The organism is Providencia sneebia DSM 19967, from assembly GCF_000314895.2.
In the GTDB taxonomy this organism is placed as follows: domain Bacteria; phylum Pseudomonadota; class Gammaproteobacteria; order Enterobacterales; family Enterobacteriaceae; genus Providencia; species Providencia sneebia.
In genome coordinates this window covers 3,381,372-3,403,855 of record NZ_CM001773.1, presented here as the reverse complement: position 1 = coordinate 3,403,855, position 22,484 = coordinate 3,381,372, and the positions used below count along the sequence as shown (strand labels likewise).

Here is a 22,484-nt window from a genome sequence, read left to right as displayed (position 1 = left end):
ACATCGGGAGAAGTCTTGGTGGCATTATGTGAAGTCCCCTGCGGATGGTGATAAAGACAGTCGCAGATACCAGCGGGCTGCATTTGTTTATTAAAAACAGAGTTTTGTGCAAACACGAAAGTGGACGTATACGGTGTGACGCCTGCCAGGTGTTGGAAGGTTAATTGATGGGGTTATCCGTAAGGAGAAGCTCTTGATCGAAGCCCCAGTAAACGGCGGCCGTAACTATAACGGTCCTAAGGTAGCGAAATTCCTTGTCGGGTAAGTTCCGACCTGCACGAATGGCGTAATGATGGCCAGGCTGTCTCCACCCGAGACTCAGTGAAATTGAACTCGCTGTGAAGATGCAGTGTACCCGCGGCAAGACGGAAAGACCCCGTGAACCTTTACTATAGCTTGACACTGAACATTGAGCCTTGATGTGTAGGATAGGTGGGAGGCTTTGAAGTGTGGACGCCAGTCTGCATGGAGCCAACCTTGAAATACCACCCTTTAATGTTTGATGTTCTAACGTCGTCCCGTTATCCGGGATGCGGACAGTGTCTGGTGGGTAGTTTGACTGGGGCGGTCTCCTCCCAAAGCGTAACGGAGGAGCACGAAGGTTGGCTAAGCATGGTCGGACATCATGCGGTTAGTGCAAAGGCATAAGCCAGCTTGACTGCGAGAGTGACAACTCGAGCAGGTACGAAAGTAGGTCTTAGTGATCCGGTGGTTCTGAATGGAAGGGCCATCGCTCAACGGATAAAAGGTACTCCGGGGATAACAGGCTGATACCGCCCAAGAGTTCATATCGACGGCGGTGTTTGGCACCTCGATGTCGGCTCATCACATCCTGGGGCTGAAGTAGGTCCCAAGGGTATGGCTGTTCGCCATTTAAAGTGGTACGCGAGCTGGGTTTAGAACGTCGTGAGACAGTTCGGTCCCTATCTGCCGTGGGCGTTGGAAGATTGAAAGGGGCTGCTCCTAGTACGAGAGGACCGGAGTGGACGCACCACTGGTGTTCGGGTTGTCATGCCAATGGCATTGCCCGGTAGCTAAGTGCGGAAGAGATAACCGCTGAAAGCATCTAAGCGGGAAACTTGCCTTGAGATGAGTCTTCCCTGACTCTTTAAGAGTCCTAAAGGAACGTTTAAGACTAAGACGTTGATAGGTTGGGTGTGTAAGCGTAGCGATACGTTGAGCTAACCAATACTAATGAACCGTGAGGCTTAACCTGACAACACCGAAGGTGTTTTCGAGATGAGAGATGACGTTGATTCAATGTGAGTGAGAAGCCGAAAGGTGAAGGACACAGCAGCTTGTTCAGGATTGGTATTCTGGTTAGGTCAGGAAATGGCATAACGGGAATAAAACAGAATTTGTCTGGCGGCAATAGCGCGGTGGTCCCACCTGACCCCATGCCGAACTCAGCAGTGAAACGCCGTAGCGCCGATGGTAGTGTGGGGTCTCCCCATGTGAGAGTAGGGAACTGCCAGACATTAAATTAAAGGCTTATTGCAATGWGATAAGCAGCCGAAAGGCGAAGAATAGAGTGGAGCGGTAGTTCAGTTGGTTAGAATACCTGCCTGTCACGCAGGGGGTCGCGGGTTCGAGTCCCGTCCGTTCCGCCACTTATAACGCCATGCTAGTTAATAGCATGGCGTTTTTTATGCATAAAAAATAGTGAGCTAGCAATACTAGTTGAGAAATTATTTTACTGTAATACTGTAATACTGTAATACTGTAATACTGTAATACTGTAATACTGTAATACTGTAATACTGTAATACTGTAATACTGTAATACTGTAATACTGTAATRCTGTAATRCTGTAATRCTGTAATRCTGTAATRCTGTAATRCTGTAATRCTGTAATRCTGTAATGCTGTAATGCTGTAATGCTGTAATGCTGTAATGCTGTAATGCTGTAATGCTGTAATGCTGTAATGCTGTAATACAGATAAAAATATAAGGCAGTTTTTCTAACATTTTTAATGTAGAGAATTATAATTTTTGCATGGCATAACAACAACGTCTGCATTATATTTTCATGCAGTGGAATTAAAGATATCAAACAATAAGTTATTGTCTGAAATGAAATAGATATTAATTTTTTGCTATATTCTGTTATTACTCGAGCCGAGATCTCAACATAAGGCTTATTATCAATTACGCTTTTACTCTTTTCATTAAAAATCATTTCTTTTCTATATCATTTAACCAGTTATTTTGTAATATCAAAATGACGTTAAGCTTTGGTTATACCTTTATTCTCAGAAATAAAATTTAAAGTTTTTGTTAAATACATTAAATTCAATATGTTGTTCATATAAAGAGCATTTAAATATGACATAATTTGATTATGTTTTATTTGAAATAATTATTCTTATTTTGAATGCATAAATGTAATCATCAAATAAAAACATTATTTTTGTTTAGATTTTAATTCTATTCAAATTTATCTTCATCATCATTTTTAACTAATTTAGTTCTGTATATGAAATTAAACTTCAAATATTTAATCTTAAGAGAATTAAATTGAATGCTGGTTAATTATCCATCTAATATAAGAAGAATAACGAGTAATTGTATTTTTTCACTTTAATAATATTGATTAAAGGATAACTACGATAATGATTAATTTAGCTGAAATTCAAACCGCAGTTGATAATGCCTATCAAGCTTTTAGTCGAGAAGTTGGCGGAGAAAACGCAAATTATATTCCTTTTTTAGCAAATATAGACAGTCAACTTTGTGCATTGGCTGTCGTAACAGTACAAGGTGATATTATTTCTACTGGAGATGCTCAATATCGCTTTGCAATAGAATCAATATCAAAAGTTTGTACATTAGCGTTAGCATTAGAAGATTTTGGTGCTGACGCAATCCAAGAAAAAATAGGAACCAGCCCAACAGGATTGCCTTTTAATTCTGTAATGGCATTAGAGCTTCATGGGGATAAACCGTTATCACCATTAGTAAATGCAGGAGCTATGTCTACAACAAGCATTATTAAAGCACAATCAATAGACGAACGTTGGCAACGAATTCTTACTATGCAGCAGAAGTTAGCTTCAAAAGATATATTTCTTTCAGAGGAGTTAAATCAATCTGAGCAAACGACAAACTTTCATAATCGCGGTATTGCTTGGCTACTGTATTCTGCAGGATATCTGTATTGTGATACAGCAGAAGCCTATGACGTTTATACACGACAATGTTCGACGTTAATTACGACTGTAGAATTAGCCATAATGGGGGCCACTATTGCAACTGGTGGTATAAACCCTATTACAAAAGAACAAGTATTAAGTCGTGATAATTGTCCTCGTATACTTGCAGAAATGACAATGGAAGGTATGTATGATAGTTCGGGGAGTTGGGCATATAATGTCGGGTTACCTAGCAAAAGTGGGGTAGGTGGAGGTATTTTGACAATTATACCGGGCGTAATGGCGATAGCTGCTTTTTCTCCCCCATTGGATGCAATAGGAAATAGTGTAAGAGGTCAAAAAATGGTTGCATCTGTTGCAAAGGAATTAGGTTATAACTTGTATAAATGTAATTAGTTATTATTTTGCTGATTATCCTACGATAAGTTGAATTGAATTAACTTATCGTAGATATTAAATAGCAATGATGATGAATGAATACAACTTAATTAATTAAATCGAATTGAGTAATGATGGGATTATGATCTGAAGCATCAGTAACCATGATGTGGCTATCTTTTACTTTTAATCCACGATAAAACATATAATCTAAAGGTCGACCGAATGCTTTAGTTCGTTGATCATTTTCATAGATGAGTTCTCTTAGCCCAACACTTCGGATAAACCGTTTTAAGGCATTTACCCTTTGGCGACTCCATGCATTAAAATCTCCACCTAATATGACCGGGCCAATATGTTTAGCAAGATGTTCACCAAGTTTAGCTAATTGTTTTGTATAAACATCAACACCAAAGCTAAAATTTATAGCATGTACATTAGCCACCATTAAATGTTTACCATTTGGTAAAGGGTAAACTGTAATTAATGCAGATTTTGCTAAACGCAGTAATGGTTCTTTTTCTCTTAAAGGGCAGCAATAAATAGGGTGTGCAGTTGCTAGTGTCATGACACCTGCTGGATGAGATGAAAAAGGCAAAGCAGGAACTTGGTCTGCAATTAATTGGCGATGAGCCGCAAAAGTGACCAGCTCAGGAGACATTTGGGCTTCTTGTAAAAGGATTAATTTTTTTCTTTACAAGCTGACCTAAAACGTTTTTCCAGTTAGGGCGTTGTTGTTTATAGATATTCCAAGTCACCACATCTAATGTATCTCCAGCTGCGAACAAAGGTATTCCGATGGGGAGAGATTTCCCAAGCAGGTGTGCTGGCATTGGTTGAATACGTTCAGCGGGCTGACCTGCAATATATCTAACAGAATAGGTTCTTTTCGCCACGTTTCATATTCCTACAGAAAGAGTGTTTGAACAAAAAAGCATGTCTGTAGTATACCAAATCTCCTCTATTATATCTTACCAAGTTGGGCCTAAATTTTAGATATTAAGTTAAAACACAGATCTAGGCATTTTATCTGTTTGAGATTGGAAATAAATTGACAGTTACGATAAGTTATCATGACTTAATACGTGGTTTTTAGTGTGTAATATATTCGCTTATTGATGTTTTTTATAATGGAAATGAATCATTAATTGATTATTATCCATTGAGTAGTATTTTTGCAAATTCATCTTAAAAAGAGTTGTTAATTGGATGGTTTATAGAAATAGTGAGAGGTACTTAATAACATGATGTGATAAATACAATAATTTATTGTGTTTATATTTACTTTTACATTAGAAATTAAATTATTTTTTTAACGTCATTTTAAAAATTGTTTATTTATAATCATGAGCTATATTTATATTTTCATTTGTTATATAGATAATCATATTTTAAGTGAGTGGTGGATAAATGAAACATATTATTATAGTTGGTGGTGGTACTGGCGGAACAATGTTAGCTAATGTTCTTGCTAGAAAATTAAATAAAAATATTTTTTCTAAAAAAATCAAGATTACTTTAGTGACAGATAATCCGATACATTATTATAAACTCGCATTCATGTATGTTGCATTTAATCTTTTTTTTAAAGAGGAATTAAGTCGACCTGAACGCTCTCTATTAAGACCTGAAATTGAATTAGTGATAGATAAAATAGAATTATTTGATTTTAAAAATAAAAAAATACAATCAAAAACTGGAAAAATATTAAATTATGACTATTTGGTTATTGCTACAGGATGTGTTCCACGCCCTGATAGAATTGAAGGTTTGAAAGAAGTAGGGAATCATTTTTATGCATATGAGCCAGCTCGAAAACTTGCAGACCAAATATCAAAAATAGAAAAGGGAAGAATATTTATTACAGTTTCTTTTCCTGAAACACCAAATGTTCCTCATCAATGTGGTATTGCTCCAATGGAAACAACATTGATGCTAGATGATTTTTTACGGAAACGTCGTGTTAGAGATAATATTGAAATCGTCTATACCTATCCTACGGTCTCTCAATTATTACGTAATTGTCTATTTTTACAACAACCTGTTTGTGAAGCTATTCCTGAAATATTTAATATTAGAAATATCAAAGCGCAGAGGGGTTTTACTTTAAACAAAGTAGATCCGGATAAAAAAATTGCTTATTCCAAGGAAGGTGAAGAACAGCCATTTGATATTTTAATCAGTACGCCACCAATTACTGCTGTAGAAGCCGTTATTAATACAGATTTAAGTGAACATAAAAATGGAGAAGGTTGGTTACCGACTGACCATGAAACTATGCAAGTTTATGGCGTAGATGGTGTTTATGTTATTGGTGATACAGTCGATTTACCAATAAGTAAAGCTGGCGGAAGTTGTCATAACCAAGCGGCAATTATTGCTGATAATATTTGTGGGGAATTAATTTATGGATATCCTGCTGCAATTTATGATGGCCGTGTTCAGGCAGTTGCACAAATGGGATTAAATTTAGGCATGCCTCTTCAATATGATTATAAACATGATGTTATTCCTACTCCTCCAACTAAATTAGGAGGATTGCTTAGAAATGGTTTTAATAGAGGAATTTATTGGGCAGCAATTCGTGGTTTAGTGTAATAGGAGGTCCATCATGTCTAATGAAAATACACAAGCGAAGTTGGTTGAATTACTCAGTTCAGATTCAGCAGATCATTTGGCTGATAAAATTGCTCCGTTATTACAATTAAATCGTTTAGATAATATTGTTGATTTAGTTTCCTTGGTTTCTGATTTAGTCGATATTTTAGATACAGGAACAGTTGAGAAATTAGCTAACTCATTTGAGGATACGCTATCGCCTATTTGGGAATTAGGAACTGCTTATAATATGGCAAGAATGGAAACAGCTTATGAAGATAAATCTTATAATCTTTATTCCATTTATAGTTTATTGAAAAATAAAGAGACATTACGTGGATTAGCCGTTGTTCTTCGAACATTACAAATTATAGGTTCTCGACTACCGAAATCACAAGAGGAATAAAACATAGGAGGGAGTATGAGTTCGTCTAGAAATTATGCTTTTGATACCCAAATAATACATAGTTTTTATAATCAAAGTGAAAATAATGGTTCATTAGTACCACCAATCTATCAAACAGCAACTTATTCATTTAGTAGTGAAGAGGAAGGTGGTGAATATTTTAGTGGTGCTAAGTTAGGTTATATTTATACAAGAATTAATAATCCAACATTAAATTTATTAGAAAAAAGAATTGCTGATTTAGAGAAAGGTGACGCAGCTATTGTTTTCTCATCAGGAATGGGGGCGATTACATCAACATTTTGCTCCTTAATGAATTCTGGTGATGAATTGTTAGTCGATATGACTGATTATGGTTGTACTTATTCCTTCTTTCATAATGGTCTTGAAAGATTTGGAGTTAAAGTGCGCCATATTGATATGAGTGATCCTGATATTGTTGTCCAATCAATCAACGAAAATACTCGAGCAATCTTTTTGAATCACCTGTAAATCCAAATATGCGCTTGATTGATATACTAGTGATTAGCCATATAGCAAAGCAACATAATATTTTTGTGGTGGTAGATAATACTTATTGCACTCCCTATTTACAAAAACCATTAATATTTGGTGGCGATATTGTTATTCATTCTCTGATAAAAAATATGTGTGGTCAGGTGATGTCATTGTGGGAGCAATTATCACTAATCATGAGATTGCCGAACAAATTAGGCTAGTTGGATTAAAGGATATGACTGGTGCTTGTCCATCTCCTCATGACGCAAGCTTAATTATTCGTGGAATGAAAACATTGCCAGTAAGAATGGAAAGAATAGTTAAAAATGCTCAAATGATTGCTGAATTTTTACAGACACATGACAAGGTTTTATATTCGTCTTAATGTATTTTCGCGAGCAGTAAGTTTAGGTGATTGTGAATCATTGGCTCAGCATCCTGCAAGTATGACACATTCTACTTATACGGAAGAAGAGCGGCATTATTATAGTATTAATGACGGATTGATTAGATTATCAATTGAGCTTGAAGATGTTCGTGATTTAATTGCTGATATTGAACAAGCCTTGAAATAAACTTAATGCAAAACAAACCCCAGTTATTTAGATTATAAATAACTGGGGTTGAGTCGTCTTTATTCAAATATAACCGCTATTTGATTTTTACGCTTTTTTCGCTTTTTGAAATGCTCGCATAATAAAGAATGCAATCGTGAGCATGACAACCCAAACACAGCCAACAATAAGTGCAACTTGTGTCTCTTTGAAAAAGCCGAGTAACGCGATAACAAATACCATAAAGGCGATAGTAATTGCAGGTCCTATTGGCCAGAAAGGTACTGGGAATTTCAGTTTTTTGACTTCTTCCTGACTCATTTTTCTACGCATAGCGACTTGAGAAAGTAAGATCATCAACCAAACCCAGACAGTTGCGAATGTGGCAATTGAGGCAATAATAACGAAAATTTTCTCAGGTAATAAATAGTTGAGATATACACCAAGCAGCATGACAACTGACATTACTAACACGGTAACCCATGGCACACCATTACGTGTTAGTTTAGTGAAGGCTTTAGGGGCTTGATTATCTTGCGCCATACCATACATCATGCGGCCCGCGCCAAAAATATCACTATTGATAGCGGAGACTGCGGCGGTAATAACAACTACGTTTAGAATATTGGCAGCTGAGGCGATATTTAAACTGGAGAAAATTTGTACAAATGGGCTACCATTTTGCCCAATTTGGTTCCACGGATAGATGCACATTAAAATAAATAGCGTTAATCCATAGAATAACAAAATACGAATTGGTACCGCATTTATTGCTTTAGGGATTGTTTTTTCCGGATCTTGCGCTTCACTAGCCGTAATGCCGATAACTTCAATACCGCCGAATGCAAACATGACAATGGCAAGAGAAGCTATCACGCCAGCTATGCCGTTAGGCATAAACCCGCCATGTTCCCAAAGATTTTGAATACCCACTTCATGGCCAGTTTCTTTACCAAAGCCATAGAACATCAGAAATGCTCCGCCAACAATCATGGCAATAATGGCAGAAACTTTGACAATGGATAGCCAAAACTCCATTTCACCAAAGATTTTGACATGGCATAAATTGAGCGCTCCAATAAATAGAACAATACTAAGAACCCATATCCATTGTTCTACATGAGGGAACCAAAATCCCATATACATACCGAATGCGGTAATATCAGCAAGACAAACAACAAGCATTTCGAAAACATAGTTCCAGCCTGTCAAAAATCCTGCGAGTGGTCCCATATAATGGCTAGCGTAATGAGAGAAAGAGCCGGGAACAGGCTGATGAACCGCCATTTCACCCAGTGCGCGCATAACCATAAAAACGGCTGCACCACCTACCATATAGGCAATTAAAACAGCAGGGCCTGCCGCTTGGATTGCTGATGCTGAACCATAAAAGAGTCCCGTTCCTATTGCGGAGCCTAAGGCCATAAATCGAATATGCCTGACACTCAATCCCTTTCTGAGTTGATTTGTTTTACTACTTTGCATGGCTTTTCCTGTCTTTGCTTGCTATTACCGAATATTGTTTCGGTTTTTTATGATTATGATCCGCACGATTGAACCTAAGTTGGTTACATTACCATAAAGAGTGTTATTTGCGGGATAGAATCTGCAATATAATATGCACTAAGCTGACATTGCTAGAGAGAGTTATGAAATACCCAATAAATGAAATTTTTCAAACATTGCAAGGGGAAGGTGTTTTCACCGGTGTGCCTGCTGTTTTTATCCGTTTACAAGGCTGTCCTGTTGGATGTAGCTGGTGTGATACAAAACATACTTGGGAAAAAGAGCACGACAAAGAAACAACACTGGGTGATATTGCATTAAAAAATTTAGATGTCGATACATGGGCTTTAGCGGATGCAAAAGAGTTAGTTAATCTCATGAAACAACAAGGCTACACGGCAAAACATATCGTCATTACTGGGGGGGAGCCGTGTATCTATGATCTGACAGTTTTAACAAATACACTCGAAGAATATGGTTATCAGTGCCAAATTGAAACGAGTGGTACTTATCCTATTCAATGTTCAAGTAAGACTTGGGTAACAGTTTCTCCTAAAGTTGGTATGAAAGGTGGATTAGAGGTTTTAACAACATCAATCAATCGAGCGAATGAGATTAAGCATCCTGTTGCGCGAGAAAGAGATATTGAACAGTTAGAGAGTTTGCTGGCAAGGCGGACAGAAGGCGCTGAACCTATCATTGCATTACAACCGATTAGCCAAAAAGCATCCGCAACTAAATTGTGCATTGATACTTGTATTGCTCGAAATTGGCGTCTTTCAATTCAAACACATAAATATTTGAATATCGCTTGACGTGCCGTGATGATCACGGCCATCAATAGTGAGTTTATTCGCCGCGATAGACACAGCCAGCATTACAGGTTTCTTTCACTGTAACGGCACTTAATAATGGTAAGAGGGGTTTGGTTTTATGCCAAATCCAACTTGCTAAAACTTCACTAGTTGGGTTTTCTAACCCTTCAATATCATTTAAATAATAGTGATCGAGTTGGTCTAATATAGGTTTAAATGCTTGTTTAACATCAGCAAAGTCAATCAACCAGCCAGTATTTGGATTGACTTTGCCTGTTAATTCCAGTCTTACCATGAAAGAATGACCATGAAGGCGACCACATTGATGACCTTCTGGAACGTAAGGTAATTTGTGTGCTGCCTCAAAACGAAAATCTTTATAGATACTTGTGATCATAATCAACCCCCTTTTAATCTAAAAGCAGTGTATTCTACTGTATTTTTCACTCCAAGCACCCTAATTTACCAAATAATAGTTAACCAATTTTATCGATATGATTTATTGGCTATTTTCATTAGGCTTTTTTGCTATTAGTTATGGTTATAGTTTCTTATCTCGTTATGTAAGGTTGTTATAACCTGACAAACTATCGGGATAGTAATTATTGATAAGTGATATTGAGGTTACAGGATAATGACAAAAAAACAGGCGCCAATATCGGCACTGCCTATATCAACGGAGCAACTTTCTCGTTTACAGACTGCGGTTGGTGATTTTTCATCACATCAACTTGCTTGGCTATCGGGTTATTTATGGGGAAAGATAGACCAGAGTTCTGTGGTTGATGCGCCCGTTAGTCCTGCCGTACCTCAGGATGAAACCATTACCATTATTTCAGCTTCGCAAACGGGGAATGCGCGCCGCTTATCAGAGCAATTAAGAGATCGTTTAATTAGCGAAAAATTGAATGTTAATTTAGTTAATGCAGGTGATTATAAGTTTAAGCAAATTGCTCAAGAAAAAGTGCTGGTGCTGGTGGCATCAACTCAAGGAGAAGGTGAGCCTGCTGAAGAAGCAGTAGCGTTATACAAATATTTGCACTCTAAAAAAGCACCAAAATTAACGGACACTTCTTATGCTGTTTTTGCTTTAGGTGACTCTTCTTACGAAAAATTTTGCCAAGCAGGTAAAGATTTTGATGCACAGCTATCGCAATTAGGCGCTAAAGTGTTGCGTGAACGCGTTGATGCGGATGTCGAATATCAAGAGATTGCAAAAGCTTGGGTTGAAGAATTAACTCAGCTACTAAAAGCAAGAGTGCCAACGCAGAGCAATGCGCAATTAATTGCAACACAAACTGGAAGTATTGATGAAATTCACACTTCGCCTTATACAAAAACAGCCCCGTTAACGGCTTCGCTGTTAAGTAATCAAAAGATCACAGGGCGTGGATCACTCAAGGATATTCGCCATATTGAGATTGATCTTGGGGATTCTGGCTTACGTTACCAGCCGGGAGATGCGCTAGGTGTTTGGTTTGATAATGATCCTAAGCTTGTTGATGAATTAATTAATTTACTTTGGTTAACAGGGGATGAGCAAGTTACTGTTGCTGAACAGACTTATCTGCTACGTGAAGCTTTAACTCATCATCTTGAGTTAACACAAAATACATCAATCATTGTAGAAAAATATGCTCAACTTTCTAAAGATGATGCTTTGCTAGGGCTAGTGAGTGATAAACCTGCTATCTTACATTTTGCTCAAAATACTCCCATTGTTGACATGGTAAGACAGGCCGCTGCACAGCCATCTGCACAGGAATTTGTTGATATTCTTCGACCTATGACGCCAAGACTTTACTCAATCGCATCATCTCAAGCTGAATCTGAAGATGAGGTTCATCTCACCGTTGGTGTTGTTCGTTATGATATTGATGGGCGAGCGAGAACGGGTGGTGCATCAGGCTTTCTGGCTGATCGCCTAAATGAAGGCGATGAGCTACGTATTTTTATTGAACACAATGATAATTTTCGTCTTCCGCAAGATCCCACTAAGCCCATTATTATGATTGGTCCCGGAACAGGCATTGCGCCATTCCGCGCATTTATGCAGCAACGTGATAATGATAATGCATCAGGTAAAAACTGGTTATTTTTTGGTAACCCACATTTTGTTGAAGATTTCCTTTATCAAGTGGAGTGGCAGCGTTACGTCAAAGATGGATTACTGACCAACATTTCTTTAGCTTGGTCGCGTGATCAGACACAGAAAGTGTATGTGCAAGATAAATTAGCAGAGCAAGGCGAAGAAGTGTGGAAATGGATAGAAGAGGGCGCACATATTTATGTTTGTGGTGATGCGAATCATATGGCGCGAGATGTTGAGCAGGCTTTATTAAATATTATTAGTCAATATGGAAATATGGATAGTGATTCAGCGGATGAATTTTTAAGTGAGATGCGTGTTGAGCGACGTTATCAGAGGGATGTCTACTAATGAATGATAAAAAACACGGGCCTTTGGTCGTCGAGGGCAAACTGGCTGATAGTGAAAGAATGAAATATGACAGTAACTATCTTCGCGGCACAATTAAAGAAGACTTAAAAAATGGTCTGACGGGGGGTTTTGAAGGCGATAACTTTCTATTGATTCGTTTTCATGGCATGTATCAGCAAGATGATCGTGATATTCGGGCTGAACGTACAGAGCAGAAATTAGAACCTCGCCATGCCATGATGTTACGTTGCCGTTTACCCGGTGGTATTATTACACCTAAACAATGGTTAGATATTGATAGATTTGCTTCTGAGCACACATTATATGGCAGTGTACGTTTAACAAATCGTCAAACATTTCAATTTCATGGCATTTTAAAAGGTGATGTGAAGCCAGCGCATCAAATGCTGAGTCATGTTGGGCTTGATTCATTAGCAACTGCAAATGATGTAAACCGTAATGTATTATGTACCTCTAACCCGGTTCAATCAGAATTACATCAACAAGCTTATGAGTGGGCTAAAAAAATCTCAGAGCATCTTCTTCCTCGTACCAGTGCTTATGCTGAAATTTGGCTAGATAAAGAAAAAGTGGTAACAACAGATGAAGAACCAATATTAGGGCAAACATATCTGCCGAGAAAATTTAAAACGTCGGTCGTCATTCCGCCATTGAATGATGTCGACTTGCATGCCAATGATATGAATTTTATTGCCATCGCTCAGGATGGGAAATTAATTGGATTTAATGTGCTGGTGGGCGGCGGTCTTGCCATGACTCATGGTGATACAGCAACTTATCCGCGACTAGCCAGTGAATTCGGTTTTATTCATTTAAAAGACACTTTAGCCATTGCTGAAGCTATTGTGACAACACAACGCGACTGGGGAAACCGAACTGAGCGCAAAAATGCGAAAACAAAATACACACTTGAGCGTGTTGGTGTTGAGGTCTTTAAACGAGAAGTTGAGCGCCGTTCAGGGATCACTTTTGAAGCGATTCGTCCTTATGAATTTACCCAAAGAGGCGATCAAATTGGTTGGTTGAAAGGCATTGATGATCGCTGGCATCTCACTTTATTTATTGAAAATGGTCGTTTGATTGATTTACCAAATAAGCCATTAAAATCCGGCGTTGCTGAAATAGCGCGAATCCATCAAGGCGATTTTCGCTTAACGGCAAACCAAAATTTAATTGTGGCAGGTGTTCCTGAAACAGAAAAGGATCATATTGAAGCCATTGCGAGAGCACATGGATTAATGAGCGAGGAAGTCACGCCTCAACGTGAAAACTCAATGGCTTGTGTCTCTTTTCCTACATGTCCGCTAGCAATGGCGGAAGCTGAACGATTTTTGCCGGAATTTATCAATAAAGTTGATAGCATCATGGCATCACATGGCGTGAGTGATGAGCATATTGTATTGCGCGTAACAGGATGCCCGAATGGTTGTGGGCGAGCAATGTTGGCGGAGGTCGGGTTAGTCGGTAAAGCTCTTGATCGCTACAACTTGTATTTAGGTGGTAATCTTATTGGAACGCGAATTCCACGGATGTACAAAGAAAATATCAGCTCTGCTCAAATTTTATCTATTTTAGATTCTTTAATTGGGGCGTGGGCAAAAGAAAGAGAGCCGCAAGAAGGCTTTGGGGATTATCTCATTCGCACTAATGTTATCAAACCTGTGGTTAATTCGGCGGTTGATTTTTATGAGGTGCAGGAGGCAGTATGAGCCAGCTTGAATTAGCAGAATTGCTGGAATTGGATAAACAGCAGCAGGTTGAATATTTATCTCAAATTAATATTCAGTTAGAAAATAAAAGTGCAATAGCGCGTATAGAGTGGGCGCTAGAGCATTTACCTGCTGAGTTTGTATTGTCATCTAGTTTTGGCATTCAAGCCGCTTTAACTTTGCATATGGTAACTCAGGTGATCCCAGATATTCCGGTAATTTTGACTGACACTGGTTATCTTTTTCCTGAAACATATCGTTTTATTGAACAATTATCAGAGCGGTTGAATTTAAATTTAAAGGTTTATCGTTCTGCTTTGACTCCAGCATGGCAAGAGGCAGTTTATGGCCAATTATGGGAACAAGGTATTGAAGGAATTGAGCAATACAACCAATTGAATAAAGTCGAACCAATGAATCGCGCGTTAAAAGAACTCAATGCACAAAGTTGGTTTTCCGGTTTACGCAGGGAACAATCAGGGAGCCGCGCAAATTTACCCGTACTCGGAATAGGTAAAGGTATTTTTAAAGTATTACCCGTTATTGATTGGAATAATAAACAAGTTTATGAATATCTAACAAAACATGATTTACCTTATCATCCATTGTGGGAGCAAGGTTACTTATCTGTGGGTGATACACATACAACTCGTAAATGGGAACCCGGAATGAATGAAGAAGATACGCGCTTTTTTGGCTTAAAAAGAGAGTGTGGGCTTCATGAAGGTTAATGACAAATAGCCAGATATTTTCTGGCTATTTAATAAGTTAACTAAATTGATTAGAAGAAGTATTTAAATCTAGCTCTTGCACCATATCTATCTTTATCACTATCTTTCACATCAATATCTTTGCCATCAATCGTGGAATAATAAGCACCAAGATAGATTTTAAAATTATCTATATCGAGAATATCGGGTAATTCATAAGAAGTATAAAGTGTATGGATGTCATATTTTCCTGGTCCAAAGATAATTTCATTATTGATATCATTCTCAGAATTTAAGGCATAAGATTTAATATCGTTATGCGCATAGATATAGCCTAACTGTAGTCGTTTCCATAATACGTTAGCACCAGTGGTGAAATCAGTTTCATTATTGGCATCTAAATAAGCTGTACTCCAATTCACCGCAACCCCATTAGTTGGGTCTTGCTCTAAATTATCCCAGCCTAAAGTCAAGCCATAACCATTACGTTTAGACTGATTTTTAAACTTACCTGTATCTTTATCTTCATAGCCATAAGCATTATTAATAACATTACTTTCTAATGCTGCGGCAACTGTAAAGTTGTCTTTATTCCATGCAACAACTGGGCGAACATAGATAACATTCTTTTTATTAATTTGGCTACGGCCATGGTATTCACCATCATCGAAAATACTCGTACCATCTTCAATTAAGAAATTGGTTTCGAAATACCAATTATCATAAGCAGTATTAAACATCATACTACCGCCGCTATCAGTTCTTCCACGACCTTCTTTCATCATATAAATATAGCCAAATCCATCACTATAAATATCATTAGCGGTATTACCAGAATATTCTATTAAAGTATCTTGATTAAGTGGGAACATATCATAAGCTTCATAACGCCCCAATTTAATTTGCCAATTATCTTTTTTTCCAAAATAAAATGCAGCGTCATCTAAACCAACCTTGCCATCTATATTAGCCAAAGGTTGAACTGAGAAACCAGCATAATTATTATTAGCTAAAACACGCTCACCATCTAACCCAATTAAGATCCGACCATTAATATCCCATTTATCATAATCACCGAAATCTTTATTTTTACCTGATTGTGTATTCAGTGACGTTAATTGCCCTTTTTTACTTGCAATATCAGTATTGAATTCAACATCACCATAAAGTTTTAGTTTTCCATATTGGCTATTTGTTTCAATAATGTTTTGGGGGGTGTTATTAGTGGTGGCAATTGGTTGAGATGCGATTGTGGGTGCCTGAGTTTGATTTGTAATTAAAGTCTTTTCTAATTGCTCTGCTTTTTTTTCTGCAATTTCAGCGCGTTTTTCTGCGGCGAGAGTTCGTTGTTCTAATATTTCTAATCGTTGTTCTATTGTTAATGATTTTGTATTAGCTTGTGTAATTATTGGAAGAAACATCCCTAAACTAACTAAGGTTACTAATAGTTTTACTTTCATTCTTTATTCCTATTTATATAAATGGGTATAACCTTAGTATTTAGTTATACCCATAATACGTTAAGATAGATCGTTGTTAAGCCTATTAAGGCATACGATAAATAATTATTTAATTAATGAATGTACATCTATTTCATTTAGTGAATTAACTTCTTTATCTGCTTCAGGCAAAGGGCCTTCAGCAATAACACCAATCGCATAAATACCCGCAAGCTTAAGTGCTTGTATTCCGGCAATTGAGTCTTCAAAACCAACACAAAGATGTGGCGGCACACCAATAACATCGGCTGCTTTTAAGAAAATTTCTGGATCAGGTTTTCCTCTCTTTAATGTTAGCGGATCAACAATAGCAAAAAAATAATGTTCGATCCCTAATTTTTTAATATTGTTGGTGCATTTTGAGAAGCTGATGCAATAACACAAGGTATATTACATTTTTTGGCATGTTGAATTAAATTCAATACCCCAGGTAATATATCTTCTTGTGTTATAGAATTAAGTAATTCTATGTAATATTCATTTTTTTGTGCAGCTAATGAGATTTTTTCATCTTCTGAAAATGAATTTTGTTTATTAGCATGTTCTAAGATTCTATTTAATGATTCCATTCGGCTAATCCCTTTTAAGGATTCATTAAATTTTTCATCGAAGTCAATATCTATTTCATTAGCAAGTTTCTTCCATGCTAAATAATGATATCCAGCAGTATCAACAATCACACCATCTAAATCAAATATCAGACCTTTAAACATTATTGTTATTCCTATTTAAATTAATTGTTAAAGAATTATTTGCTGTGAGTTGATAATTTTTATTATTAATTAATAATGAATTATCTTTATCACAAATAATGGTGATTTGTTCATGCGTGATATTGATTTGATATAGCGCATTACGACGAGATAATGTAAAGCTAAGTGCTTGCCATTGTTTTGGTAAAGCTGGCGTTATATGTAGAAGGTCACTTCGGATATCAACACCTGCATAAGCCATAATGGTGGTATTGAGTGTTGCAGCCATGACACCAGTATGAATCCCTTCCGCAGTTGTCCCGCCTTGCACATCATTATAATCTGAGTAGAGCGCTTCTTGATAAAGTTTCCATGATAAATCATGGAGTTGTATTTGTTCAGCAAGATATGCATGGACAATACGTGAAAGCGTTGAACCATGAGATGTGCGCTCAAGATAATAATGCAGGTTTTTTTCTGCAAAATGCTCTGAAACAGAATGACCTAATGATTCTATTAATGATTTTATGGCATCTTTATCAAAGTTATTAAATAACATTAAGGTATCGGCCTGTTTCGCAACTTTAAAATCATCGGCTGATTTATTTTCTTTGCGAAGGATCCTATCCATTCGATAAATATTGCCATATTTTTGGCGATAACCATCCCAATCAAGATCTTCGAGATCAAAATAACCTGAAAACTGTTCAATCACTTCATCTTGATTTAATGTGATAGCTAATTGTGTTTTTATTTCTTTAACTTTCGTTATAACTTCACTATTGATACCTAAGTCGATTAAGGCATCAGTAAAACTATTTTGATCATAAAGGCGCGAAATTTCATTGAAGAGCCAAGCCACCATAATATTGGTGTAAGCATTATCCTTTAAGCCACCTTCTGTTGAATTTGCATATTTCTCATGAAATTCATCAGGTCCCATTACGCCACTGATATGGTAACGCTGATCTTGGTTGTCCCATTGGCTTTGGCTGATCCAAAATAGCGTGATCTCGCTGAGAAGCTCCAGGCCATAATCTTTCATAAACGCATTATCAAGCGTATTGCACCAGTAAAGCCAAACATTGTAAGCAATCGCAAGAGACACATGGCGCTGGCGGCAGCTATGATCGGGATCCCATTGGCCTGAAAGTGGGTTTAAATGTAAAACTTGAGTTTGCTCTGTTCCATCAAGACCGGATTGCCATGGGAACATTGCACCTTGAAAGCCTTCTGCTTGCGCTGCCAACCTAGCGGCATCTAAGCGATGATAGCGATAAAGCAGTAACTGGCGAGCAGTTTCTGGGAAATGCATGATATAAAAAGGAAAAATAAAGAGCTCATCCCAAAAAATATGGCCACGGTAAGCTTCTCCGTGTAGCCCTCTTGCTGTCACAGAAACATCTAGCTGATTTTTTTCATTACTAAATGGTGAAGCAGATGAAAGTAAATGGTAGGTGTGTAAGCGCAATAATTTTTGTGTCATCAAATCGCCTGATACCACAATATCTGCTTTTTCCCACAATGTTTGCCATGCATTTTGGCTGGCGTTTAGTTGAGATTGTAAGGAAGGAAATTCACGCGGGACAAATTTATTCCAGCTATCAGGATAAGCTGTTGATGTTTCGATAGCGACACATTTTTCTAATGTATAGCTGTGGCCTTCGGTGGCAGCAAAAGTAATTGATTGCTCAATAACTGAATCAGATATAGTGCAAACAATATCTTGTGGTGAGAAGAAATCACCTTGAATATGTGATGATAAGCTAATACCAATTTTAGATTGAAGCGTTTGGGCTTGAAGATTGGCACTATTTTTCTCAGCAGTTAATGATAATACATCATAATGATGGGAGTTTAAGCTTCTGTAGCGTTCAACACCTGAATTATAGGTATCACCTTCTAATTTTGTAATGACGGTTATTTCATCTGAGAAGTTCAGTGGAGTAAATTGATACTGAATACAGTAATAAGACATATCTGCCATATTGGCAAATTTAAGGCTGTTAATAATCAGTTGTTTACCATCTTTAGTTTGAACAACCCATTTAGCCGTTAAAACGCCCGTTTTTAAATCTAAATCGCGATTCAAACTTAATGTTGTTAAATTATGGGGAAGAAGGTAATCACCTTGGCCTATTTTTAGTGCAATAAATTGCCCATTAGGTGCATTGACGAAATCTTCATTAACAACATTGTGATCGCCTATTTGAGATTCAGCTTGATTGTATAATCCCGCAATATAAGTTGCCGGATAATAATCATGGCTAATTGTCATTTCAGGAAGCGTGCCGCGTAACCCAATATAACCGTTAGCAACGGTTAATAAAGATTCATGACAATATTCTTCTTTACCTGAAGATAAACCTGCATATTCAATTGACCAATTAAAATGCTCTTCTTTCTCTTTTAATGCCTGTAAAATAGCTTGTTGAGAAGCTAATTCATTTGAGACTTCCCCAACAAATGGTTTATTAACTAACTCACTAAATAAATTCGGCAGATTAATTACTTTCCCATCTGATGTTTTCACAGAGAAAGGTGCATAGTGATTATAATCAGGATTATTATGTTGAGGAAGTGCTTTGATAACACCACCGATAATATCCAAATAATCACTATTTATTTTTTTTATAACATCTAACCAATCATGATAACTTTGATGAAATAAATGAAACGGATAATGACGTTCATTATTGTTATATATTGCAGATAAGTGAGTATCTGAGAAGTTAATCACTAAATAATTCATATTAAACCTTAAATATTGGGGTGATATAATTTAATTAACCAGTAACGTGCCTTTTTTCTCTTTATATTTGTAAACAAGCACTGTTAATCCGATAGGAACCGCAAAAGCAATAAACATGGCAAATAAGTAAATTAGCCAATAAGTTGGTTGTATAGATAAAATACCCGGTAATCCGCCAACACCAATTCCATTTGATAAAACATGATTTAAACCGCAAATTAAACCTGCTAATGCTGAGCCAACCATTGCGCAAAGCATAGGGAAACCATATTTTAAATTAACACCATACATGGCAGGTTCTGTTACACCTAAATAAGCTGATATTGCAGCAGGAATAGTAATTTCATGCTCATTTTTCTTACGACTGACAATAATAATGCCAACAACAGCAGAGGCTTGTGCAATATTAGATAACGCAATGATTGGCCATATTGGTGTTCCGCCATAACTTTGTGTCATTTGCATATCAATTGCGAGTGTGGTGTGGTGAAGGCCAGTAATAACCATTGGTGAGTAGAGGAAACCAAAAATGGCTGAGCCAAGAGGCGCAAAATCACCAAGCATTAATAATTTAATGATATCAGCAATACCATTACCAATACCTCGTCCTAGTGGGCCTAAAAGAACATGTGCAACAAAGACAGAAATAATTAATGTCACAATAGGAACAATCACAAGTTTTAAATAATCAGGAATATAGCGACGTAATTTAGTTTCAAACCAGCCGAGGAATAGACCTGCTAATATAGATGGAATTACTTGAGCTTGATAGCCGACTTTAGAAATAGTGAATAGGCTAAAATCCCAAACATCAGGTATTTGTACACCTAAATTATAGGCATTCATTAATTGTGGTGAAACTAATGTTATTCCTAGCACAATACCAAGTGATGGTGTTCCACCCATTTTTTTGGCGCTAGACCAACAAATGGTAACAGGTAAAAAGTGGAATATAGCTTCACAAGGCAACCAAAGAAAATCATAAATAGGTTTGAGCCAAGGATAAAAGTAGGTTAATGGTTTATTATCTGAAATTGGCATTTCACCAATCACATTTCTTAAACCTAAAAGTAAACCACCGCAAATTAGAATTGGCAGTAATGGGACGAATATTTCAGCTAAATTTGAAATAGCTCTTTGCCAAAAAGTCATATTAACTTTGGCATCAGATTTAACTTCATCTTTACTTTTAGCTTTTAACTCTAATCGCTGGATTAATAAATTATAATAGTGATCAACATTGGTACCAATGATGACTTGGAATTGACCTGCGTTATTAAAACAACCTTTAACAAATGGAAGTTGCTGTATTTTTTCAACATCTGCATTATTAGGGTCACTAAGAACGAAGCGTAGCCGAGTTAAACAATGAGAAACACTGGTGATATTCTCCTTACCACCAATGAGTGCAATGAGCTCGTCAATCGTTCGCAAATCTTTAGCACTGGGCATATTAACTTTCTCGCAATAGTTTCAATAATTTTAATATATCGTCTTATTTTGCATAATTTAATGGGATCGTTCCCATAGCGAGAGGTAGATCACAAGTAATAATTGTTTAGTAACTCTATAACTAATTTAAATCGTTACTAGAGATAATAATATTTTGTGGGGTGATCTTTGTTTTTAGCATTTTAATCAAAGTATTAGCTGCTTCTTTTCCACTTTCTCTAAAGCCTAATCGGTAGAAGGTTGTTTGTGGAAAGAGGAATGTGAGCAAATCATTACGTCCAACACACGCTACATCAATATGAGTAATGTTTTTCTCTGATAGATATTTTTGAACACCAAACGCTAATGAATCCGTTGCACATAAAATTGCTTGAGGTGAAGTTGTTAATATTTCTTCAGTGAGCAGATAACCGCTTTGATAGTTCAGTTCACCAAGTTGAGCGTGGGGGATTAAATTGTGTTGTTGGCAGTAATTTAAATATGCGTTATAGCGAAGAAGCCCAGTTGTTTCATCCTTTGTGTAAATACCGATGTAATTTATTTTATGGTAGCCTTTTTCAACATGAAAATATTGCATGAGGTATTTTATTGCCCGATCATCATCGTGACAAATTGAGACAAAACCTGCAAGAGGGCGTGCAATGACAATCATTTTTTGTTGCCAGCTTTTGAGTTTATTTGCATCTATTCCTGAGAACGCAAATAAAATAATGCCATCAACTTTCTGATGCTCTAGCATCTTTAAATGTTCTTCAACTTTTTCTGGCTTAAATTGGCTTTCTAAAATAATTGGGTCGATATTATTTTGATATAAGATGGGTAACATAGAACTAACAGCTTGATTCTCTGCATAAGAATCTAATCGAGTCATAATAATACCGAACGAACGGTTTGAATATCCGCGCATTGCACGTGCAGATTTTGAGGGCGTAAATTGGTATTTTTCAATGATTTCATTAACCTTTTTACGGGTATCTTCATTGACCATCGGATCGTTATTAATGACTCGAGAAACTGTAGATTTTCCAACGCCACATAACTTTGCAATATCATTAATGGTTAGCTTTTTTTTATCGCTATCAATTTGATCTATCATGTTTTTATCTTAATTTAATATCCAATTTAAAACATTCAGTTAATTTTTATTTTCAGCTCACGGTACTAGTTTAACGCATTTTTCTCAAAGTATTTAAACAAAATAAGTTATTTCATTTTACGGATTAAATCTAAATTAAGTTACTAAACTTTATTATTTCGTCATTTGAATACAGTTTGAATTTACACATTAACTGATTGAAAATT

At 36.8% G+C, this 22,484-nt stretch carries 13 protein-coding genes, 1 tRNA gene, 1 rRNA gene, 3 pseudogenes and 2 other annotated features; of the genes and pseudogenes, 10 read left to right on the top strand and 8 right to left on the bottom strand.

From position 1 onward, the window contains the following. Nucleotides 1–7: 7 nt before the first annotated feature. Nucleotides 8–320: a sequence feature (23S ribosomal RNA rRNA prediction is too short), on the top strand. A gap of 10 nt (nt 321–330) precedes the next feature. Beyond that, nucleotides 331–1,203: a sequence feature (23S ribosomal RNA rRNA prediction is too short), on the top strand. A 158-nt stretch (nt 1,204–1,361) separates the two neighbouring features. From rrf to glsA, 3 genes are all read left to right on the top strand, one after another. Continuing rightward, nucleotides 1,362–1,477, top strand: a 5S ribosomal RNA gene (rrf, locus tag OO7_RS14065). 56 nt (nt 1,478–1,533) lie between these two features. Continuing rightward, a tRNA-Asp gene (locus OO7_RS14060) sits at nt 1,534–1,610 on the top strand. Between the two features lie 1,002 nt (nt 1,611–2,612). Then, the gene (glsA, locus tag OO7_RS14055; RefSeq protein WP_008916596.1) at nt 2,613–3,548 is read left to right on the top strand and encodes a glutaminase A; all 936 of its coding nucleotides are present in this window, start codon (nt 2,613–2,615) and stop codon (nt 3,546–3,548) included. A gap of 88 nt (nt 3,549–3,636) precedes the next feature. Here the strand turns inward: glsA and OO7_RS14050 are convergent. Then, nucleotides 3,637–4,426: pseudogene (locus OO7_RS14050) on the bottom strand (endonuclease/exonuclease/phosphatase family protein). A 514-nt stretch (nt 4,427–4,940) separates the two neighbouring features. Here OO7_RS14050 and OO7_RS14045 point away from each other — a divergent pair. The 3 genes and pseudogenes from OO7_RS14045 to OO7_RS14035 all read left to right on the top strand — a co-directional run bounded on the left by OO7_RS14045 (nt 4,941) and on the right by OO7_RS14035 (nt 7,607). Beyond that, nucleotides 4,941–6,128: an NAD(P)/FAD-dependent oxidoreductase gene (locus OO7_RS14045; protein WP_008916593.1), complete on the top strand. Its 1,188-nt coding sequence runs from the start codon at nt 4,941–4,943 to the stop codon at nt 6,126–6,128. Nucleotides 6,129–6,141: 13 nt separating this feature from the next. Then, nucleotides 6,142–6,534: a hypothetical protein gene (locus tag OO7_RS14040; protein ID WP_008916592.1), complete on the top strand. Its 393-nt coding sequence runs from the start codon at nt 6,142–6,144 to the stop codon at nt 6,532–6,534. Nucleotides 6,535–6,549: 15 nt separating this feature from the next. Continuing rightward, nucleotides 6,550–7,607, top strand: a pseudogene (locus OO7_RS14035) (aminotransferase class I/II-fold pyridoxal phosphate-dependent enzyme). Between the two features lie 87 nt (nt 7,608–7,694). Here the strand turns inward: OO7_RS14035 and OO7_RS14030 are convergent. Next, nucleotides 7,695–9,071, bottom strand: a complete 1,377-nt coding sequence (locus tag OO7_RS14030; RefSeq protein ID WP_043892735.1) for an amino acid permease — start codon at nt 9,069–9,071, stop codon at nt 7,695–7,697. A 164-nt stretch (nt 9,072–9,235) separates the two neighbouring features. On the opposite strand from OO7_RS14030, the gene queE reads away from it, so the two are divergent. After that, nucleotides 9,236–9,907, top strand: coding sequence for a 7-carboxy-7-deazaguanine synthase QueE (queE, locus tag OO7_RS14025; protein WP_008916589.1), 672 nt, complete (start codon nt 9,236–9,238; stop codon nt 9,905–9,907). 34 nt (nt 9,908–9,941) lie between these two features. Here queE and queD read toward each other — a convergent pair whose 3' ends face one another. Then, nucleotides 9,942–10,304 (bottom strand): 6-carboxytetrahydropterin synthase QueD, encoded by a 363-nt coding sequence (gene queD / locus OO7_RS14020; protein WP_008916588.1) that lies wholly within the window; start codon nt 10,302–10,304, stop codon nt 9,942–9,944. A gap of 237 nt (nt 10,305–10,541) precedes the next feature. Between queD and cysJ the strand changes: the two genes are divergently transcribed. The 3 genes from cysJ to cysH are packed head-to-tail and all read left to right on the top strand — an operon-like array spanning nt 10,542 to nt 14,808. After that, nucleotides 10,542–12,347 carry an NADPH-dependent assimilatory sulfite reductase flavoprotein subunit gene (gene cysJ / locus OO7_RS14015; protein WP_008916587.1) on the top strand — a complete coding sequence of 602 codons (1,806 nt, stop codon included), beginning with the start codon at nt 10,542–10,544 and terminating at the stop codon, nt 12,345–12,347. Continuing rightward, the gene (gene cysI / locus OO7_RS14010) at nt 12,347–14,077 is read left to right on the top strand and encodes an assimilatory sulfite reductase (NADPH) hemoprotein subunit (protein WP_008916586.1); all 1,731 of its coding nucleotides are present in this window, start codon (nt 12,347–12,349) and stop codon (nt 14,075–14,077) included. Before cysJ ends, cysI begins: the two co-directional genes overlap by 1 nt. Continuing rightward, complete coding sequence (cysH, locus tag OO7_RS14005) at nt 14,074–14,808, top strand: phosphoadenosine phosphosulfate reductase (RefSeq protein WP_008916585.1); 735 nt, start codon at nt 14,074–14,076, stop codon at nt 14,806–14,808. The genes cysI and cysH overlap by 4 nt, the downstream gene beginning before the upstream one ends. Nucleotides 14,809–14,858: 50 nt before the next feature. On the opposite strand, the gene OO7_RS14000 is transcribed toward cysH, so the two are convergent. The 5 genes and pseudogenes from OO7_RS14000 to treR all read right to left on the bottom strand — a co-directional run bounded on the left by OO7_RS14000 (nt 14,859) and on the right by treR (nt 22,278). After that, entirely contained in the window at nt 14,859–16,247 is a 1,389-nt protein-coding gene (locus OO7_RS14000; protein WP_008916584.1) for a carbohydrate porin, read from the bottom strand. 105 nt (nt 16,248–16,352) lie between these two features. Then, a pseudogene (pgmB, locus tag OO7_RS13995) lies at nt 16,353–16,999 on the bottom strand (beta-phosphoglucomutase). Further along, a complete protein-coding gene (locus OO7_RS13990; protein WP_008916583.1) occupies nt 16,992–19,730 on the bottom strand; it encodes a glycoside hydrolase family 65 protein in 2,739 nt (912 codons plus the stop codon). Before OO7_RS13990 ends, pgmB begins: the two are co-directional and overlap by 8 nt. 30 nt (nt 19,731–19,760) lie before the next feature. Further along, on the bottom strand, nt 19,761–21,182 hold the full coding sequence (gene treB, locus OO7_RS13985) for a PTS trehalose transporter subunit IIBC (RefSeq protein ID WP_008916582.1): 1,422 nt from the start codon (nt 21,180–21,182) through the stop codon (nt 19,761–19,763). 121 nt (nt 21,183–21,303) lie between these two features. Beyond that, nucleotides 21,304–22,278, bottom strand: a complete 975-nt coding sequence (gene treR / locus OO7_RS13980) for a trehalose operon repressor TreR (RefSeq protein WP_008916581.1) — start codon at nt 22,276–22,278, stop codon at nt 21,304–21,306. Between the last annotated feature and the right edge of the window lie 206 nt (nt 22,279–22,484).

Excerpts from the sequence above, each read along its gene's own strand:
- OO7_RS14040 (WP_008916592.1), top strand. The coding sequence starts at position 6,142 with ATGTCTAATGAAAATACACAAGCGAAGTTGGTTGAATTACTCAGTTCA.
- cysH (WP_008916585.1), top strand. The coding sequence starts at position 14,074 with ATGAGCCAGCTTGAATTAGCAGAATTGCTGGAATTGGATAAACAGCAG.
- OO7_RS14000 (WP_008916584.1), bottom strand. The coding sequence starts at position 16,247 with ATGAAAGTAAAACTATTAGTAACCTTAGTTAGTTTAGGGATGTTTCTT.
- queE (WP_008916589.1), top strand. The coding sequence starts at position 9,236 with ATGAAATACCCAATAAATGAAATTTTTCAAACATTGCAAGGGGAAGGT.
- cysJ (WP_008916587.1), top strand. The coding sequence starts at position 10,542 with ATGACAAAAAAACAGGCGCCAATATCGGCACTGCCTATATCAACGGAG.
- glsA (WP_008916596.1), top strand. The coding sequence starts at position 2,613 with ATGATTAATTTAGCTGAAATTCAAACCGCAGTTGATAATGCCTATCAA.
- OO7_RS14045 (WP_008916593.1), top strand. The coding sequence starts at position 4,941 with ATGAAACATATTATTATAGTTGGTGGTGGTACTGGCGGAACAATGTTA.
- queD (WP_008916588.1), bottom strand. The coding sequence starts at position 10,304 with ATGATCACAAGTATCTATAAAGATTTTCGTTTTGAGGCAGCACACAAA.
- cysI (WP_008916586.1), top strand. The coding sequence starts at position 12,347 with ATGAATGATAAAAAACACGGGCCTTTGGTCGTCGAGGGCAAACTGGCT.
- OO7_RS14030 (WP_043892735.1), bottom strand. The coding sequence starts at position 9,071 with ATGCAAAGTAGTAAAACAAATCAACTCAGAAAGGGATTGAGTGTCAGG.
- treB (WP_008916582.1), bottom strand. The coding sequence starts at position 21,182 with ATGCCCAGTGCTAAAGATTTGCGAACGATTGACGAGCTCATTGCACTC.
- treR (WP_008916581.1), bottom strand. The coding sequence starts at position 22,278 with ATGATAGATCAAATTGATAGCGATAAAAAAAAGCTAACCATTAATGAT.
- OO7_RS13990 (WP_008916583.1), bottom strand. The coding sequence starts at position 19,730 with ATGAATTATTTAGTGATTAACTTCTCAGATACTCACTTATCTGCAATA.